This is a genomic window from Caulobacter sp. S45, from assembly GCF_903642205.1.
Lineage (GTDB): Bacteria > Pseudomonadota > Alphaproteobacteria > Caulobacterales > Caulobacteraceae > CAHJWH01.
The window spans coordinates 1-16,499 of record NZ_CAHJWH010000055.1; the positions used below are offsets into that span (position 1 = coordinate 1).

At 68.7% G+C, this 16,499-nt stretch carries 14 protein-coding genes, 1 tRNA gene and 3 pseudogenes; 9 read left to right on the forward strand and 9 right to left on the reverse strand.

Annotated features, from left to right (window positions below):
- Positions 1-2 precede the first annotated feature (2 nt).
- A tRNA-Val gene (locus tag HUV06_RS07560) sits at positions 3-77 on the forward strand.
- A 441-nt stretch (positions 78-518) separates the two neighbouring features.
- Here the strand turns inward: HUV06_RS07560 and HUV06_RS07565 are convergent.
- Positions 519-629: pseudogene (locus tag HUV06_RS07565) on the reverse strand (FAD-dependent oxidoreductase); the annotation flags it as partial.
- Positions 630-766: 137 nt separating this feature from the next.
- Here HUV06_RS07565 and HUV06_RS07570 point away from each other — a divergent pair.
- Together HUV06_RS07570 and pheT are read left to right on the forward strand one after the other, a co-directional pair.
- On the forward strand, positions 767-1,615 hold the full coding sequence (locus tag HUV06_RS07570; RefSeq protein ID WP_174300664.1) for a hypothetical protein: 849 nt from the start codon (positions 767-769) through the stop codon (positions 1,613-1,615).
- Positions 1,616-1,668: 53 nt separating this feature from the next.
- On the forward strand, positions 1,669-4,056 hold the full coding sequence (gene pheT / locus HUV06_RS07575) for a phenylalanine--tRNA ligase subunit beta (RefSeq protein ID WP_174300665.1): 2,388 nt from the start codon (positions 1,669-1,671) through the stop codon (positions 4,054-4,056).
- A 69-nt stretch (positions 4,057-4,125) separates the two neighbouring features.
- On the opposite strand, the pseudogene der reads toward pheT, so the two are convergent.
- From der to HUV06_RS07610, 7 genes and pseudogenes are all read right to left on the reverse strand, one after another.
- Positions 4,126-5,565: pseudogene (gene der, locus HUV06_RS07580) on the reverse strand (ribosome biogenesis GTPase Der); the annotation flags it as partial.
- 68 nt (positions 5,566-5,633) lie between these two features.
- Positions 5,634-6,986 carry a PQQ-like beta-propeller repeat protein gene (locus HUV06_RS07585; RefSeq protein WP_174300667.1) on the reverse strand — a complete coding sequence of 451 codons (1,353 nt, stop codon included), beginning with the start codon at positions 6,984-6,986 and terminating at the stop codon, positions 5,634-5,636.
- Entirely contained in the window at positions 6,983-7,804 is an 822-nt protein-coding gene (locus HUV06_RS07590) for a tetratricopeptide repeat protein (RefSeq protein ID WP_174300668.1), read from the reverse strand. Before HUV06_RS07590 ends, HUV06_RS07585 begins: the two co-directional genes overlap by 4 nt.
- A 184-nt stretch (positions 7,805-7,988) precedes the next feature.
- Positions 7,989-8,378, reverse strand: a complete 390-nt coding sequence (locus HUV06_RS07595) for a hypothetical protein (protein WP_174300669.1) — start codon at positions 8,376-8,378, stop codon at positions 7,989-7,991.
- Positions 8,371-8,970, reverse strand: a complete 600-nt coding sequence (locus HUV06_RS07600; RefSeq protein WP_254600965.1) for an RNA polymerase sigma factor — start codon at positions 8,968-8,970, stop codon at positions 8,371-8,373. The genes HUV06_RS07595 and HUV06_RS07600 overlap by 8 nt, the downstream gene beginning before the upstream one ends.
- Before the next feature lie 21 nt (positions 8,971-8,991).
- A complete protein-coding gene (locus tag HUV06_RS07605; RefSeq protein ID WP_174300670.1) occupies positions 8,992-9,510 on the reverse strand; it encodes a hypothetical protein in 519 nt (172 codons plus the stop codon).
- 99 nt (positions 9,511-9,609) lie between these two features.
- Positions 9,610-10,101 carry a GNAT family N-acetyltransferase gene (locus tag HUV06_RS07610; RefSeq protein ID WP_254600966.1) on the reverse strand — a complete coding sequence of 164 codons (492 nt, stop codon included), beginning with the start codon at positions 10,099-10,101 and terminating at the stop codon, positions 9,610-9,612.
- A 186-nt stretch (positions 10,102-10,287) separates the two neighbouring features.
- Between HUV06_RS07610 and HUV06_RS07615 the strand changes: the two genes are divergently transcribed.
- The 3 genes from HUV06_RS07615 to HUV06_RS07625 all read left to right on the forward strand — a co-directional run bounded on the left by HUV06_RS07615 (position 10,288) and on the right by HUV06_RS07625 (position 13,003).
- Positions 10,288-11,538: an MFS transporter gene (locus HUV06_RS07615; RefSeq protein ID WP_254600967.1), complete on the forward strand. Its 1,251-nt coding sequence runs from the start codon at positions 10,288-10,290 to the stop codon at positions 11,536-11,538.
- Positions 11,539-11,705: 167 nt separating this feature from the next.
- Complete coding sequence (locus HUV06_RS16640) at positions 11,706-11,987, forward strand: energy transducer TonB (RefSeq protein ID WP_371811022.1); 282 nt, start codon at positions 11,706-11,708, stop codon at positions 11,985-11,987.
- Entirely contained in the window at positions 11,984-13,003 is a 1,020-nt protein-coding gene (locus HUV06_RS07625) for a beta-eliminating lyase-related protein (protein WP_254600970.1), read from the forward strand. The genes HUV06_RS16640 and HUV06_RS07625 overlap by 4 nt, the downstream gene beginning before the upstream one ends.
- Here the strand turns inward: HUV06_RS07625 and HUV06_RS07630 are convergent.
- Complete coding sequence (locus HUV06_RS07630) at positions 12,987-13,499, reverse strand: 2'-5' RNA ligase family protein (RefSeq protein ID WP_174300674.1); 513 nt, start codon at positions 13,497-13,499, stop codon at positions 12,987-12,989. The genes HUV06_RS07625 and HUV06_RS07630 overlap by 17 nt on opposite strands.
- Positions 13,500-13,598: 99 nt before the next feature.
- Between HUV06_RS07630 and HUV06_RS07635 the strand changes: the two genes are divergently transcribed.
- From HUV06_RS07635 to HUV06_RS07645, 3 genes and pseudogenes are all read left to right on the forward strand, one after another.
- The gene (locus HUV06_RS07635) at positions 13,599-15,197 is read left to right on the forward strand and encodes an APC family permease (RefSeq protein ID WP_174300675.1); all 1,599 of its coding nucleotides are present in this window, start codon (positions 13,599-13,601) and stop codon (positions 15,195-15,197) included.
- 22 nt (positions 15,198-15,219) lie between these two features.
- A pseudogene (locus HUV06_RS07640) lies at positions 15,220-15,735 on the forward strand (YaiI/YqxD family protein); the annotation flags it as partial.
- 123 nt (positions 15,736-15,858) lie between these two features.
- The gene (locus HUV06_RS07645; RefSeq protein WP_174300677.1) at positions 15,859-16,470 is read left to right on the forward strand and encodes a superoxide dismutase; all 612 of its coding nucleotides are present in this window, start codon (positions 15,859-15,861) and stop codon (positions 16,468-16,470) included.
- The last annotated feature ends 29 nt before the right edge of the window (positions 16,471-16,499 follow it).

Here is a 16,499-nt window from a genome sequence, read left to right on the forward strand (position 1 = left end):
GCGGACGCGTAGCTCAGCGGGAGAGCATCGCCTTCACACGGCGGGGGTCGTAGGTTCAATCCCTACCGCGTCCACCACTCGCACCAGGGTTCATCTTCTCGTGTAGGCGCGCACAGGGTCGGCGGCTGGTCGCTTGGCGAGGTTCCGCTGAAAAGTCGGCACTTAAATCGACAGGTTGAGGCAAACCGGTGAGAAATCACCCTGAACGACTCTGACTAAACCTTCCCAAAAATCTTCGTTTTTCCCTGCTGGAATCGAGACTTTTCTGGCATGTGTGTCAGGCGCCGGCCGAGAGCCGCGTCACGCCCGTCCAGCCTTTGGGCCCGTGGGGCGCGCTCATTGATGGCCCGCTTCTTGACCCGGCCGCACTCGGTCGCCGGAAAGATGGCGTCTCGCCCCGTCGTTGTGAGCCGTCCCGTCGATCTTCGGCAGCAGGCCGTAGCTGATGTTCATGGGCTGGAAGACCGCGTCCTCGCCTCCGGCTCCCTGAAATAGGCGGCGGGGGTGCGCGTCGGCCACATCTCATGCACGACGAGCACGCCTGCCTGGGCGATCTGCCAGGCCGCTTCCGAGCCGGCCAGACCGGCGCGGATCACATGTATGGGCGCGCTATGAGGAACATTAGCCATGGCCGCACGATACAGCCCCCAGCAACCGGCGGAAATCACTTGCGGTGTGCCCCCTGGGCCAGCCAGGAATTTAGCGATGGCCCAGCGACTCGGGCCATCGCGAAGGCGGCGGTCCAGGCGGGCCTTGGGGGTTGAGGATGGCGGCGAGAGCGCCGGTTCTGGAGAGTGTACGCGCCGCAATCCTCTTCGCGCGCGCCAGCGTCCCGCGGGTCGCAGGCGTGCTGGGCCTGGTCATGCTGCTCAACATCGCCGGCGACATGGCCGGTGGCTGGGCGGCAGGCGTATCGACCCTTGTGGCGACCCTACTTGGCAGCCTCATGGCCAATGCGGCCCTGTTGCGCCTGGCCTTCTCCGACGAACATCCCGGTGATCCCGAGTTCAGCATCGGGCCGCAAGGCTTTCAGTTCGGGCGACCCGAGCTGCGGCTGCTCGGCGCCATAGGGCTGCTGATGCTCTTCGCCTTCCTGGCCGTTCTGTTCCTCCTTCTGCTCGCCTTCATCTTCACCATCGCCATGGTTGTGGCGGTCCACGGTCAGACGGCCGTACCGACCGCGGCGACCACGCTGCCGCCAGACGTGCAGGCGATGCTGTCCCTGCTGATCCTGACGTTCGCGCTGGCTCTGCTATGGATGGCCGTCCGGATCTGTCTGTATCCGGCCGCCACAGTCGCCACCCAACGCATCCAGGTGTTCAGCACCTGGCGACTGACAGGCGGCAACTGGTGGCGTATATTCGCCGCCTTCGTCCTGCTGCTGCTGCCGGCTATCGTCCTGGCGGGCCTTCTGGAAGCCTCCCAGCATTTTCCGCCGCTTCAGGCTGGAATCGCCATCCTGTCGGCGGCGGTCAACGCGTTCGTCGAAATCCCCCTATTCTGTGGCTTGTACGCCTACCTGTACAAACGCCTCCGTAGCGCCAATTCAACTCCAGCGATGAGCGCAGCGGCGGCGGAGGTGCGCAGCGAGGGGCTCGCCGGGCCATGGGGATGAGGATAGAAGGCGCGCGGCCCGTCTGAGACGAGCGGTTATTCGAGCCTGCCCCTATGAAGTTCACCCTGTCCTGGCTGAGGGACCACCTCGACACCGACGCGAGCCTGTCCGCGATCGTGAACGCCATGACCGCGGCCGGGCTGGAGGTCGAGCATGTGCTGGACCCCTCGGCCGGGCTGAACCCCTTCTCGGTGGCCAAGGTGGTAGAGGCGGTCCAGCACCCGAACGCCGACCGCCTGCGGGTCTGCCAGGTGGACACCGTCGATGGCCCCAAGGAGATCGTCTGCGGCGCGCCCAACGCCCGCGCCGGCCTGACCACCATCTACGCACCCCTGGGAGCCTATGTGCCGGGAAGCGGAATCACGCTGGAGGCGCGACCGGTGCGTGGCGTGGTGTCCAACGGCATGCTCTGTTCAGCCAAGGAGTTGGAGGTCGCCGGGGAAAGCGACGGCATCCTGGAGCTCGACGGCGCACTGCCGGTGGGAACCCCGGCTGCCGAGGTCTTCGACGCCGATCCGGTGATCGACTTCGAGGTGACGCCCAACCGGCCTGACTGGCTCGGCGTAGCGGGCGTCGCGCGCGACCTGTCGGCCGTGGGTCTCGGCGCGCTGAAGGTTCAGCCTGTCGAGCCGGTGGCCGGACAATTCCCCTGTTCGATCAAGGTGGTGCTGGAAGACCGGGAGGCCTGCCCCCTGTTTGCCGGCCGACTGATCCGGGGCGTGACGAACGGTCCTTCGCCGGAGTGGCTGCAGACGCGGCTGCGGGCCATAGGCCTTCGCCCGATCAACGCCTTGGTCGATGTGACCAACTTTCTGTCCTACGACCGGGATCGGCCGCTACACGTCTATGACGCCGGCAGGATCGCAGGCGACACGCTCACCGTACGCCTCGCCAAGCACGGGGAACAGATGGCGGCGCTCGATGGGCGCACCTATGCGATGACGTCCGAGATGACCGTGATCGCGGACGAGAGCGGCGTCATCGACCTGGGAGGCGTCATGGGTGGGGTCTCCACCAGCGTGTCCGCGTCCACGACCGAGGTGTTCCTCGAAGCCGCATGGTTCGACCCGATCCGAACCGCCCAGACGGGTCGCGAGCTGTCGCTCTTCTCGGACGCCCAGTACAGGTTCGCGAGGGGTGTGGACCCCGGCTTCGTGGTGCCTGGGCTTGAGCTCGCCACCCGCATGATCCTGCAGCTTTGCGGCGGCGAGCCCTCCACGCCGGTGCTGGAAGGCGACCTGCCGCCCGCACTCCAGCCGATGGACTTCGATCCGGCGCAGGTGGAGGCGTTGACGGGTCTTCAGGTCGCCCCGGCTCGGATCGCAGAAATCCTCGAGCGACTCGGCTTCCAGGTGGAGCGCGGCCCGGTCTTCCGCGTCCAGGCGCCAAGCTGGCGGCGTGACGTGGACGGCGCCGCCGACCTAGTGGAGGAGATCGCGCGGATCGTGGGCCTGGCCGCTCTACCCTCCACTCCCCTGCCCCACGCGGTCCCGCCGGTGGGTGGCGTGGCCACGCCGCGCCAGGCCCGTGTGCGCGCCGCCCGCCAGGCGCTCGCCGCGGCGGGCTATGCAGAGACGATCGGCTGGTCGTTCACATCCCGCACGTTGGCCAGGTTGTTCGGCGGCGGCGGCGATGCGCTGGTGCTCGCCAACCCGATCGCCTCGGAACTCGACTGCATGCGGCCGTCCGCCCTGCCCGGCCTGATCCAGGCCGTAGGCCGCAATGGCGCGCGAGGTCTGGCGGACTGCGCTTTGTTTGAGGTCGGACCGGTGTTCGCCGACGACACGCCGAAAGGCCAGCGCACCGCCGTGGCCGCCGTGCTGGTCCCGCAGGCGGCGCGTCATTGGAGCGAGGGCGGCAAGGAAGACGCCTTCACCCTCAAGGGAGAGCTGATGGCGGTGCTGGAGGAGCTCGGCGCGCCGGTCGGCTCCCTGCAGGTCGTCCAGGGCTCGGCGGCGAAATGGTGGCATCCTGGCCGCTCCGCCAGGGTGCAGCTCGGGCCGAAGACGGTGCTGGCCGAGTTCGGGGCGCTGCACCCGCGCGTGCTGAAAGCGCTGGACGTGACCGGCCCGGTCTACGGCTTCGAACTCTGGCTGGAGGCCTTGCCCGAGTCCAAGCGGGTTGGGTCGCGTGGTCGCTCCGCCCTGGACCTCTCACCGCTGATGCCGCTCTCCCGCGACTTCGCCTTCTTGGTCGACGGGGCGCGACCGGCCGGCGACCTGGTGCGCGCTGCGTCCGGCGCTGACAAGGCGCTGATCGCCGACGTGTATGTCTTCGACGTCTACGAGGGGGCGGGCGTGGCCGAGGGCGCCAAGTCGGTGGCGCTGGAGGTCACGATCCAGCCCCGCGAGAAGACGCTCTCCGACGCCGAGATCGAGACCCTGTCCGGAAAGGTGGTCGCCGCGGTGGAGAAGGCCACCGGGGGCAAGCTGCGGGCCTAATTGCGGCCAGCTCCCTCGGGCTGGGAAACGGCGGCTCGGTCCACCAGACCGGCAGAGCCGGAGTCACCGCTTTCCGGGCGAGTTCCTGGACCCCACCTGGCGAGTGGGCGCGTGCTTGCGCGAGACCGGGCGCTTTGGCCGCACGTTGTCGGTGCCGGCGCCGTGCTTGTCCCCGCCCTCGGCGAAGGGGTTCTTGTTGGACTTGACGCTGATGCGCATCGGCACGCCCGGCAGGTCGAAGCTCTCGCGCAGGCTGTTGATCAGGTAGCGCCTGTAGCTGTCCGGCAGCTGGTCGGCGCGGCTGGCGAACAGCACGAAGGTGGGCGGCCGCGCCTTGGTCTGGGCCATGTACTTGGGCTTGATGCGCTTTCCATTGACTGCGGGCGGCGGGTGGCGCTGCACGGCCATGGCCAGCCAGTCGTTCAGGTCGCGCGTCTTGACCTTCACCGACCAGTTGGCGTGGGCCTTGAAGACGGCGGGCATCAGCTTGTCGACGTTGCGGCCGGTCTCGGCGGACAGGGTCACCAGCGGCGTGCCGCGCACCTGGGGCAGCTGACGTTCGGCGACCTCGCGGAGCTCCGCCAGCCGCGTCTGGGGGCTCTCTACCAGGTCCCACTTGGCGATGCAGTAGACCAGCGCCCGGCCCTCGCGCTCCACCAAGTCGGCGATCTGCAGGTCCTGGGTCTCGAAGGCGTTGGCGGCGTCCATGACCAGGATCACCACCTCGGCAAAGGTGATGGCGCGGATGGTGTCGGAGGTGGAGAGCTTCTCCAGCTGCTCCTGAACGCGGGCCTTCCGCCTCAGACCGGCGGTATCGACCAGCCGCACCGCCCGGCCGTCATAGGTCCAGTCCACAGGGATGGCGTCGCGGGTAATGCCAGCCTCAGGTCCGGTCAGCATGCGCTCCTCGCCGATCAGGCGGTTGACCAGGGTGGACTTGCCGGCGTTCGGGCGGCCGACGATGGCGATGCGGACCGGCTTGCCGGGATCCTCGTCGGTGAGTTCGTCCCGGAAGGCGTCGGAATAGGGCAGCAGCGCCTCATAGAGGTCGCTCATCCCCTCCCCGTGTTCGCCGGAGATCGGGATCGGCTCGCCAAGACCCAGTGCATGGCCCTCGCCGACACCGGCCTGCGAGGCCTTGCCCTCGCTCTTGTTGGCCCCCAGGACCATGGGCTTGTCGCGCTTGCGCAGCAGCTCGGCGAAGATGCGGTCCAGCGGCGTGACGCCTTCGCGGGCGTCGTAGATGAACAGGCACACGTCCGCATCGTCCACTGCCCGCTCGGTCTGGCTGCGCATGCGGGCCTGCAGGCTCTCGTCATCCACATCCTCGAAGCCTGCGGTGTCGATCAGCTCGAGTTCGAGATCGCCCAGACTGCCCGATCCCTCACGCCGATCGCGGGTGACGCCCGGGCGGTCGTCGACTATGGCGAGCTTCTTGCCGGCCAGACGGTTGAACAGGGTCGACTTGCCCACGTTGGGGCGGCCGACGATGGCGAGCTTCAGGGGCATGAGGCTCCCGGCTTACGCGTGCGGCGCGTAAGGTGGCAAGCAAATCCCCTTAACCCGTAGGGTGCATCTCAGCGGATGGCGATCAACTCGCCGGCCTGGGTCAGTACATACAACGTGCCGGTCACCCCGATGGGGTTCAGGAACGCCGGCGACCCGAGCCTCAGCATGGCTTGGCGCGCCCCCGTCTTGGGGTTCAACGCCACCAGCGTACCGAGGCTGTCGACGAGCAGCAGCCGGTTGGCCGCCAGCACCGGGCCGGAATAGATGGCGCGCTGCTTCTTCTTCACGCCGAGATTCAAGTCCTTGATCCAGTAGACCTGACCGGAGTCGCGGGCGATGCAGACCACCTTCCCGCCCTGATCGGTGGCGTAGACCACGTCACCTGCAGGCCAAGGCGTGCTGATGGTGGCGATGGGAAGCGACCAGCGCCGCTGGCCGGTATGAAGGTCGATCGCCGCCAACACGCCAGAGTGGCTGCCCGCCAGGACATCGCCGCGATAGATCACCGGGCGCCCGCCGATGTCGCGTATCTCCGACAGGGCGTTGTTGCGGTTGGTCTGGGAAAGGGTGTCCTCCCAGATCTGCTGGCCGTTCAGGGTGCTGAAGGCGATCAGCTCCCCCGACGCGAAGGGGGAGACCACGACCTCGCCCGAAATGGCCGGGCTGGAGGCCTCCATCAGGCGCGCTGGCTCGGTCAGGCCCTGGAACGTCCACAGCATCTTGCCGGTAGCGAGGTCCAGCGCCATCAGCTGGTCGCTGACGTCCACCGCGAACAGCTTGCCGTCCGCCACGTTGGGCGCGTCGTGGATCGGCACCACGGTGTCGTTGCGCCACTTCACGTCGCCGGTCCGCGCATCTACCGCCGCGATGAAGCGATAGCCGGACGTGACGAACAGCACGCCATCGTGGTAAGCGACGCCTCCGCCAAAGGCTTCGGTATCGCGGCCCCGGCGCGGTGCGAACTGGTCACGCCAGACCGTACGGCCGGTCGCCGCGTCCACCGCCTCCACACCGCCCATGCCGTCCAAGGTGAAGACACGCCCGTCAGCGACCACGGGTGGCGCGGTGATGTGAGCCTTGCGGGTGGTGCCGGCTCCGATGCTGTGGCGCCATGCGATGCGCAGGGTGGCGCCGGCTTCAAGGTGCTCCACCGCCTGTTCGGCATTGCCGCCCGGCAGAGGCCAGTCCGCCTGGGGTTGGGGTGGCGGGACGCTGAAGTCCACGCTCTTCAGGTTCGGTGACACCTGGATCTGCTCTGCGGAGCCTAGCACTGGTATGCGCTGGCCCTCGGCCGCGCGTTCCTTGGGCTTGCGGTTTCCAAGGCCGAAGAAGCTCGGCGTTCGGATACCTGCGCAGCCCGCAAGCGTGACGCCCACTAGGCCCAAAGCCATAGTACGAGCCAGGATGCGGCGAAAGCTCATTGTGTGGCTCCGGGCGAGGTCTGAGCGGAGGCATCCGCCGGGGCGGAGCCCGTCTGTGCGCCGCCCTGAGCCTGGGCCTGGAGCGCTGCGGCCTGCTGCGCCGTCGGCGTGGCTGGAGGCGGCGCAGGTTTCAATCCGACTGCAGCCTTGGCGATGGCCGTTAGGTTTGCGCCGGCACCCGATTGTATCATGGCCAAGGCCGCCTGGGCGCGCGCCCGCGCGGCGTCGGACACATCGGAAGACAGCGATAGCACCTGAAGATCACCCTTGGCTTCGGCGGTCCGTCCGCTGGCCAGCTCGGCCACGGCCAGACCCTCCCGCGCCAGCATGTGGAACGGCCTGCCAGCGCCCGTCAGGGGTTCAAGGCGCGCCCGGATCCGATCGTACGGCGCACTGTCCATCAGCAGGAAGGCGGCGCGGAGCTTGGCCCCGTCCACGGTGATCTTGTCGTGCGAGGCGCTTGCGGCCTGATCCAGAAGGGCCGCCGCGCCAAGGGCGTCGCCTACCTTCATCCTGATGCCGGCCTGCTGCATCAACGCCAGGGCGCGGTAGGCTGGAGTCCCGTCCTTGGCTAGGGCGGCGAACTTGATCTCACCGGTCTTCACGTCGCCGGCGCTCAGGATCTGCATGGCGTCAGCATAACGCTGGGAGTTCTCACCCTCTGCAGCCGCCTCGTGCGCGCGCCAAGCCCAAACGGACAAGGCGGCGACGAGCAGCAGGACCAGGAGGCCGGCGCCGAAGGGCCAGCCGCGGCGGAACAGGGATTTCAGTCGGGCTGAGCGGAGCTGCTCGTCGACCTCGTAGAAGACATCGGCCACTGGGGGTGAAGGCTCCGCACCGGAAAGGGACAACAACGACGCGAACGTACCGGCCGCGGCCCCGCGCCGCAACGCGGCGCTTGGGTCCGGTCGGACCCCTGCAAGGCCGCGGCTTCATGGCGTCATTTGGGCGCGGACGCCAGAGACGCGGCGTCGCGGCGTCGCAGCCTCCGCCGCCATGCGGTCAGAGCGCCTCCATCAGCCGGGCCGCCAAGAGCGCGACGCCCATGGCCGCCAGGCCCGCCACCATCCATAGCACCTCGCCGCCAAGCGGCAGGGATTGCAGGTGAAGTGTCGCTTCCCCGCGGGCCAGCAGGTCGGCGGCCACGTCATGGACCCGGTTGTCAGCCCCCTGCGAGGCCATCGCAGCCCGCTGGACGAGGTTGGCGCCCACCACCTGACCTGCAGCCACCAGCCCGCCAACCACGCCCGCCGCGCCGATCAGGACACGCCGCATGGCCCATCCCCGATCGAGCCGCGCCTTCACCGCCAAGGTGAAGTCTGCGTGGCTGGTCAGAGGTGGCGGCTCGGCGAACAGCCGGCCGAGCTCCTGCTCGAAGGAGGGATCAGACATGTCCGCCTCTCGCGCTCACAACGCTGACCGAGGGATGTCCCTCGGGGACCTCGCTGGTCAGGTGTGCCTTCATCTTGTCCAGTCCCCGGCGCACGTGGGACTTCACCGTGCCCAGCGGCGATTTCAAGGCTTCAGCCAGTTCCGCATGGCTGAAACCCGCTCCGCAGCAAAGGCTGACGCACAGTCGCTCGGCAGGGCTCAGCAGCTTCAAGGCGCCATCCAGGTCCAGCCGCTGTCCCGCGGCCGATTCGCCAGGCGTCTGCATCGCCGTGTCGGCATCTGCGGCGCCAAGCTCGGCCAGGCGCAGCTGACGCTTGCAGCGCTTGATGTAGAGCCGAGCGGCGATTCGCTTGACCCAGCCGGCGAAGGCGCCCTGCCCCCGGAATTCGGCGATGCGTTCGTAGGCGGCCAGGAAGGCGTCCTGGGCGACGTCGTCGGCCAGGGAGGGCTGCGCGCCCATCCGGCGCAGGAGGCCGCGCACGGCCGGGCCGTGGCGGCGCACCAGCTCGCCAAACGCCGAGCGGTCGCCGGCCTGTGCCAGGACGGCCAGCTCGGCGTCGGCGAGTCCGGTCCGGATGTGGGAGGTGGTCACCGGCGCAGCCCGGGGCCGGACTCAGGCCTTCGTCTTGCCGCGTGAGAACCAGGCCAGCGCCAGGTAGGTCAGGCCGATGAAAGCCGGGATAGCTCCGAAGGAGGCGAATAGGGACAGCGTCTCCTGTGCCCCTCCTATGTTGTAGAGACCGGCGTAGGAGGCGACCCCCGCCGCCACCAGGCCGAGCCCGACTGCGAGCCAGATCAGCCCTCGCCGCAGGTCGCGCCGCGACTGGCTCACGAAGACCGGCGACATGGACATAACCGGCGTGACGGACGCCTCGGGCGCAACGCCGGAGCCTGGATCGGGGCGCGGCTGCCAGCCGGCGACGATCTCCGGTGGCAGGGGCGCGTAGTCGCTGGCGTAGACGCGGCGGCGGGGCGAGAGCGCCGCGATCACCTCCGGCGGCACCGTCTGGCCCCGCTCGTAGGCGGCGCGCAGCGTATCGTGCAGACGCCCGCGCTCCATGTAGCGCAGCACCTGCGGCACGATGATCACCGCACCCAGGAAAGTGAAGAAGAATAGGCTGCCGAGGTCCATGGCCGTAGCTCCTGCCACATGTATGCCGGTCGCGCCGGCTTTCGTCGGCAAGAGGCTTCCACGTCGCCGCCCGGATGCGAAGGCGCGGATGAATTATTGTTAAGCTGGGCGGACCGCCTTCAACGAGCCGCCCATCCCTTTCAGCGCACCCGGCGAGAACGCCGTCCACAACAGCCGCCGTGGGTCGACAGGACCTGGTGGGACGACAAGCCCGGCCGGAACTGGCTGAAACCCCAGCGGGCCGAAGAAGCCCAGGTCGCCGACCAGGATCACCACCTGCTCGCCGGCGGCGCGGGCGCGGGCGCAGGCTTGGTCCACCAGCTCCGCGCCCAGGCCACGGTGACGGAGCGTCTTCTCCACTGCGATCGGGCCGAGAAACACGACCTGGTGGCCGCCGAGGCGTGCAGGCCATAGCCGCACCGCGCCAGCCAACCCGTCTCCCATCCAGGCGCAGACAGACATCTTGGAATGGGCGCGCGCGCCTTCGCGCAGTCGCTCGGCGGTCTTGGCGAAGCGGCCTGGACCGAAGGCGAGGTCGATCAGGGCGTCGACCGCCGCGCTATCCTGCGGCCTTTCACAGGCGAAGCGCACAGGACCCGCATCGGGCGACGGAGACGCGACATCGCGCGCGGGTTCGCGCGCCTGGCTCGGAGTAGGCATGGTAGGGGCGGCGGTCGAAGCGGCCTCGGCCGCGGGCGGCCCTTTCTGCGGAAGAGCGGTCCTTCCCGTCAACAGACATTGCACCCTACCCGCCCGGCGGCCATGCTGGACCTCCCCATGGATTCCCCCGCACACCCGTCGCCGGCGGTCTTCCGCTACCGCGCCTACAGCCTGTTCTGGGGCGGTCGGGTGTTCACGACCCTAGCCGTCCAGGCCCAGAGCGTGACCATCGGCTGGCAGGTCTACACCCTCGCCCGGCGCGCCTACGGCGTGGAACAGAGCGCCTTCTTGGTCGGCATGGTGGGACTGGTCCAATTCCTGCCTCTGTTCGCCTTGACCTTCGTGGCCGGAGCCGTCGCGGACCGCCAGGATCGCAGGGCCATCATCCTGATCTGCCTGGGCGGCGAACTGGTCGCCGTGCTGGCGCTGGCGGCCCTGGCGCTGCATCCGGCGGTCAGCCTCCTGCCGATCTTCTCGATAGCGGCGCTGTTTGGGGCGTCCCGGGCCTTCCTGGGGCCGGCGCAGGGCGCGATGGGACCCATGCTGGTGCCGCGCGAGGTGCTGCCCCGCGCCATCGCCTGGAACTCGCTGGGCTATCAGAGCGCCTCCATCATCGGGCCGTGGATCGGCGGCGCCCTGTGCGCGCTGTCGCCCATGTCGGCCTATCTGGGCTCGGCGATGCTGTATGTGATCGCCCTCCTCTGCCTGGCAGCCCTGCGCGCCAACACGAAGCCGGCGGGATCGAGCGCCTCGCGCATGGAGTTGATCCGCGAAGGCGTCCACTACGTCTGGACCAACAAGATCGTGCTGGGCGCCATCTCGCTCGACCTTTTCGCCGTGCTGCTCGGCGGCGCCACGGCGCTTCTGCCGGTCTATGCCCGCGACGTGCTGCAGATCGGCGCTCATGGGTTCGGCATACTCCGCTCCGGACCCGCCATCGGCGCGGCGCTGATGGCGGTGGCTCTCAGCCGTTGGCAGATCCACCGCCACGCCGGCCGCTGGATGTTCGCCGGCGTCGCCGCCTTCGGCTTGGCCACCCTGGTGTTCGCGGTTTCCAAGCTGCTCTGGGTGTCGGTCGTGGCGTTGGCGGCGCTGGGCGCGGCGGACATGATCTCGGTCTATGTCCGCCAGTCCCTCGTGCAGATCGTGACGCCGGACGCCATGCGTGGGAGGGTTGCGGCGGTGTCGGGCCTCTTCATCGGCGCCTCCAACGAACTCGGAGAATTCGAGACCGGCGTGGTGGCTAGGGTGATTGGCCCGGTCGGCGCCGCGCTATTCGGCGGGTTTGGGTCGCTGGGAGTGACGGGCTTATGGGCTAAACTGTTCCCAGCGCTGCGAGACGCCGACAGGCTTGATCAAGGAGGTTAGAATTGAGCGTCTTCCGCTTGTTGAAAGCCGCCCTTGTGCTTGTTGCGGCGACTACGTGCGCGGACTGCAAGTCTGTTGAGTCTGGCCGTCCAAGTGTCGGGCCGGTAAGTTAGATGTCCTCTGCGAGCAGCGGCATGAAGCCCGTTTGCAGCGGTGGCAAAGCGAAGATGCGGTGCGAGGTTTCTCCCGGAGGAAAACTGTTCGATTGCGTCATCCTCTCGGAGTCGCCATCCGGATGTGGTTTTTCAGCATCCTCATTGAAAGCGGCGAAGCTCTTCAGAGTCAAACCCGCGACACGTGATAGGGTGCCTATACAATCCTCCATAACAATTCCGCTGAAATGGCAGCTTAACGACGATCCAGCGGTCGCACCCGCACCGCCGATGGTGCCATCGACATCTCCAGGTACTTCGACGCCGTCCAACACAACTGGGCAGGCGCCAAATTGATCAATCCGAACGCCCGCTACGACTTCGCCTCCGACAACACCGCCGGCGCCGCGCCCGAGGCGCTGGAGGCGCTGGTGCAGGCCAACACCGGCTACACCTCCGGCTACGGCACGGACGCGGTGAGCGCGCAGGCCGCCGACGCGTTGCGCGCCCTGCTCGACGCTGACGCCGACGTGCGCTTCGTCGCCTCCGGCACTGCCGCCAACGCCATCGCCTGCGCGGCGCTCTGCCGGCCGTTCGAGTCGGTGCTCTCGCACAGGCACGCCCACATCCAGACCGACGAGACCGGCGCTCCCGGCTTCTTCGGCCACGGCCTCGGCCTGATCGGGCTCGACGGCGCCTCGGGCCGGATCGATCCAGCTTTGCTGGCGTCTGCCTTGGACGCGCCGGAGGCCTCCTACCGCCAGTCGCCCGCCGCCCTGTCGCTCACCAACGCCACCGAATACGGCACGGTCTACACCGTCCAGGCCGTCGGCATCTTGACTGCCCAAGCCAAGGCGCGCGGGCTGCCGGTGCACCTGGATGGCGCGCGGCTGGCCAATGCCTCAGCCTCCGGATTCGACGTCAAGGCTCTGAAATCGCTCGGCATCAACATCCTGGTCATGGGCGGGACGAAGGCCGGCATGCCGCTCTCCGAAGCCGTAGTGCTGTTCGAGCCGGCCCTGTCCCGCCGCTTCGATGCGCGGCTGAAGCAGGCCGGACAGCTGCCGTCCAAGGGCCGCTTCCTCTCCGCGCCCTGGATCGGCATGCTGCGCGAGGACGCCTGGACGACCCGCGCCGCCCACGCCAACGCCATGGCGAGCAAGCTGGCTGACCTCATGCCCTTCCCCGTCGCCCACCCGGTGGAGGCCAACGGGGTGTTCGTGGCCATGAGCGAGCCGACTCTGCAGCGACTTCGGGCGATGGGCTGGAACGTCTACCGCTTCACCGACGGCACGGTGCGCTTCATGTGCTCCTGGGCCACCACGCCCGAGGCGGTGGAGGAGATCGGCGAGGCGCTCAGGCAGGTGACGTGAAGCCCACCTCCGCCTCCAGCTCCCACGGACCGCCCAGATAGCGCCAGACCAGCACGCCGACCCCTTGCAGATCAAAGGGATGAAAGCTGTCGCTAAGCTGATCGTAGAGGGCGCGGGCCATGATCGGCTCGACCTTGTTCTGCACCGTCACGTGGGGTCGGAAGCCCTGGCGGTCCTGCGGCGTCAGCCACTCCGCCCATCGCTCGGCCAGTCGCGCGCGGAAGCTCTTCAGCTCCGCACCCGTGATCTCGAAGGCGGTCCCCCGCCCGAGCTTGCGCAGCCCGGTAGCCCGGAGTTGGAGTGGGCCAACCGCGGCGCTGGTGGCGAGATAGCCCACCACCTCCGTCAGCCCCTCACCCGGCAGCTTGTGAAACAGCGTCAGGTGCGCCGGAATGTGGTTCAGCGCCGGCGGAAAGTGAGCCCGCCGCAAGCCGTCGAACCGCGCAAAGCTCACGGGGTCCAGCTTCAGGGTCAGGATCAGCGGCGCGTCCGACATCCCCCCTCAACGCAAAGGGCGGCGGAGCGTCCCCTTGCCGCCCAACGCTTTTTGCCTCACCGTAACTGTACAGCTCCATCCGCCAGCTAGAGCGCGCCCTTGCCAGCTTCCAAAGTGCGTCGCGACATCGGCCTGATCTCCCTGACCATGACGGGGCTGGGCGGCATCATCGGCTCCGGCTGGCTGTTCGGGGCTTGGCACACCGCCCAGTTGGCCGGACCGGGCGCCGTCTGGGCCTGGGTGATCGGGGCGGCCTTCATCGCCATCGTCGCCACGGTGTTCTGCGAGCTGGGGGCCATGTTCTCCGAGACCGGCGGCATGGTGCGCTACGGCTACTACAGCCACGGCTCGCTGGTGGGCTTCGTGGCCGGCTGGGCGAACTGGATCTCCATCGCCTCCGCCGTGCCTGTGGAGGCGGAGGCCTCGTCCCAGTACGTGGCGTCCTGGCCCTATCCCTGGGCTCACGCGCTCTACAACGGCCATGAGCTGAGCCCCACGGGACTGGCGCTGGCGGCCGTCCTGGTGGTGGTCTACTTCCTGCTGAACTACTGGGGCGTGCAGCTCTACGCCAAGACCAACGCCGGCATCACGGCCTTCAAGTTGGTAATCCCGGCCTTGACCGGCGTCGCCCTGATCATAGCCGGCTTCCACAAGGCGAACTTCGGCGTCGGCCTGCACCCGGGCAAGGCGGCGATGAACCTGCCAGCCATCTTCGGGGCGGTGACCACGTCCGGCATCGTGTTCAGCTTCAACGGCTTCCAGGGGCCGATCAACCTTGCGGGAGAGGCGAAGAACCCCTCCCGAAATGTCCCGATCGCCGTCCTGTCCAGCATCGCCATCGCCACGGTGGTCTACATCCTGCTGCAGGTGGCCTTCGTGGGCGCCACCCCGCCGGGCGACCTGAAGCAGGGCTGGTCGGCGGTGAACTTCTCCTCGCCCTTCGCCCAGCTGGCCCTGGCCCTCAACCTGAACTGGCTGGCCCTGCTGCTCTACGCCGACGCCTTCGTCAGCCCCAGCGGCACGGGCATGACCTACACCGCCACCACCGCGCGCATGGTCTACGCCATGGAGAAGAGCGGCTCCCTCCCCAAGATCTTCGGCCACATCCACACCGCCAGCGGCATTCCACGCCCGGCCATGTGGCTCAACCTGTGCGTGAGCTTCCTCTTCCTGTTCTTCCTTCGGGGCTGGGGGTCGCTGGCGGCGGTGATCTCGGTGGCGACCATCATCTCCTACCAGATCGGCCCCATCTGCGTCGGCGCGCTCCGCCGCGTGGCGCCCGAGATGAAGCGGCCGCTCCGCACCCCCGTGATCCAGGTGTTCGCCCCCGTCGCCTTCACGCTGTGCACCCTTCTCCTCTACTGGGCCCGCTGGCCGCTGACCGGCGAGGTGATCGCCCTGGTGATCGTGGCCGCGCCCATCTACGCTTGGGCGGAGTGGCGCCACGGCTGGAAGGACTTCGGCCGGCATCTGAGGGGCGCGTGGTGGCTGATCGCCTACCTCCCCTGCATGGCCCTGGTTTCGGCGCTCGGCAGCCACGAGTTCGGCGGCGCAGGCCTGATCCCCTACGGCGTGGACCTGGCCGTTGTGGCGGTCATGGGCCTCGGCTTCTACCTCTGGGGCGAGCGTTCCGGCTGGCGCACCCCCGCCATCGAGCTGCACGAACAGGGCGCCGACGACAACACGGAGCTGTACTGAGGGGCCGGAAGGCCGGCCGGCCATGACTGAGCTCCCGTCCCCGACCAACCCGCCCGCACCTCTGGGTTCCGCGCCGCCGGCGGCGCCGACCCTCTACATCGACGCCGACGCCTGCCCAGTGAAGGAGGAGGTCTACCGCGTCGCCCGCCGCTATGGCCTGAAGGTGTATGTGGTGGCCAACGCCTACATCGCCGTCCCCCTGCGCGAACCCCTGATCGAGCGCGTGGTGGTCGAGGCCGGCCCCGACATCGCCGACGACTGGATCGCCGAGCGCTGCGGCCCCCTCGACATCGTGGTCACCTCCGACATCCCGCTGGCCGGCCGCTGCCTCACCGCCGGCGCCCAGGCGCTGCGCCCCACCGGCCGCCCCTTCGACACCGCCTCCATCGGCATGGCCCTGGCGGCGCGGGAGGTGGCCGAGCACCTGCGCTCCTTCGGCCAGGCGACCTCCGGCCCGCCGCCCTTCGCCCCCGCCGACCGCTCCCGCTTCCTCCAGGCGCTGGACGCTGCGGTGGTCAAGGTGCGCCGCCGGCCGCCCGCGCCGCCCCCACTGCGGCCCTCGACTGAGGGCCAGATCGCCGCGCCTGAGGAACCCAAGGGCCGCCCGGAGGACTAAACCCTTGCGCCGCGCCCACGCGCGCAATCAGATCGGGAGACACCCATGGCCTTCGAAGTGCCGCCGCTCGGCTACGGCTACGACGCCCTCGCCCCCACCATCGACGAGCAGACGATGCGCCTGCACCACGACAAGCACCACCAGGCCTATGTGGACAAGCTGAACGGCGCGGTCGCCGACACCCCGGCGCTGCAGGGCAAGTCGATCGAGGATATCCTGGCCGGCGTCTCGGCCCTGCCGCCCGTGGTGCGCAACAACGGCGGCGGCCACTGGAACCACAGCTTCTTCTGGGAGATCATGACCCCCGGCGGCGCCTCGGAGCCCACCGGCGAGCTGAAGTCGGCCATCGACAGCGCCTTCGGCTCGCTCGACGCCATGAAGGAGAAGTTCAACACCGCCGGCGCCAACCAGTTCGGCTCCGGCTGGGCCTGGCTGGTGGCCGCGCCCGGCGGGGCCTTGACCATCTGCTCCACCCCCAACCAGGACAACCCCCTGATGGATGCGGCGCCGGTGAAGGGGACCCCCATCCTCGGCAACGACGTCTGGGAGCACGCCTACTACCTCACCTACAACAACCGCCGCCCGGACTACCTGAAGGCCTGGTGGACCGTGGTGAACTGGGACAAGGCCAGCGAGAACCTCGCCAAGGCGGCGTGAGGCGGCGCGCGCGGCGGGGTCCAGGCCCC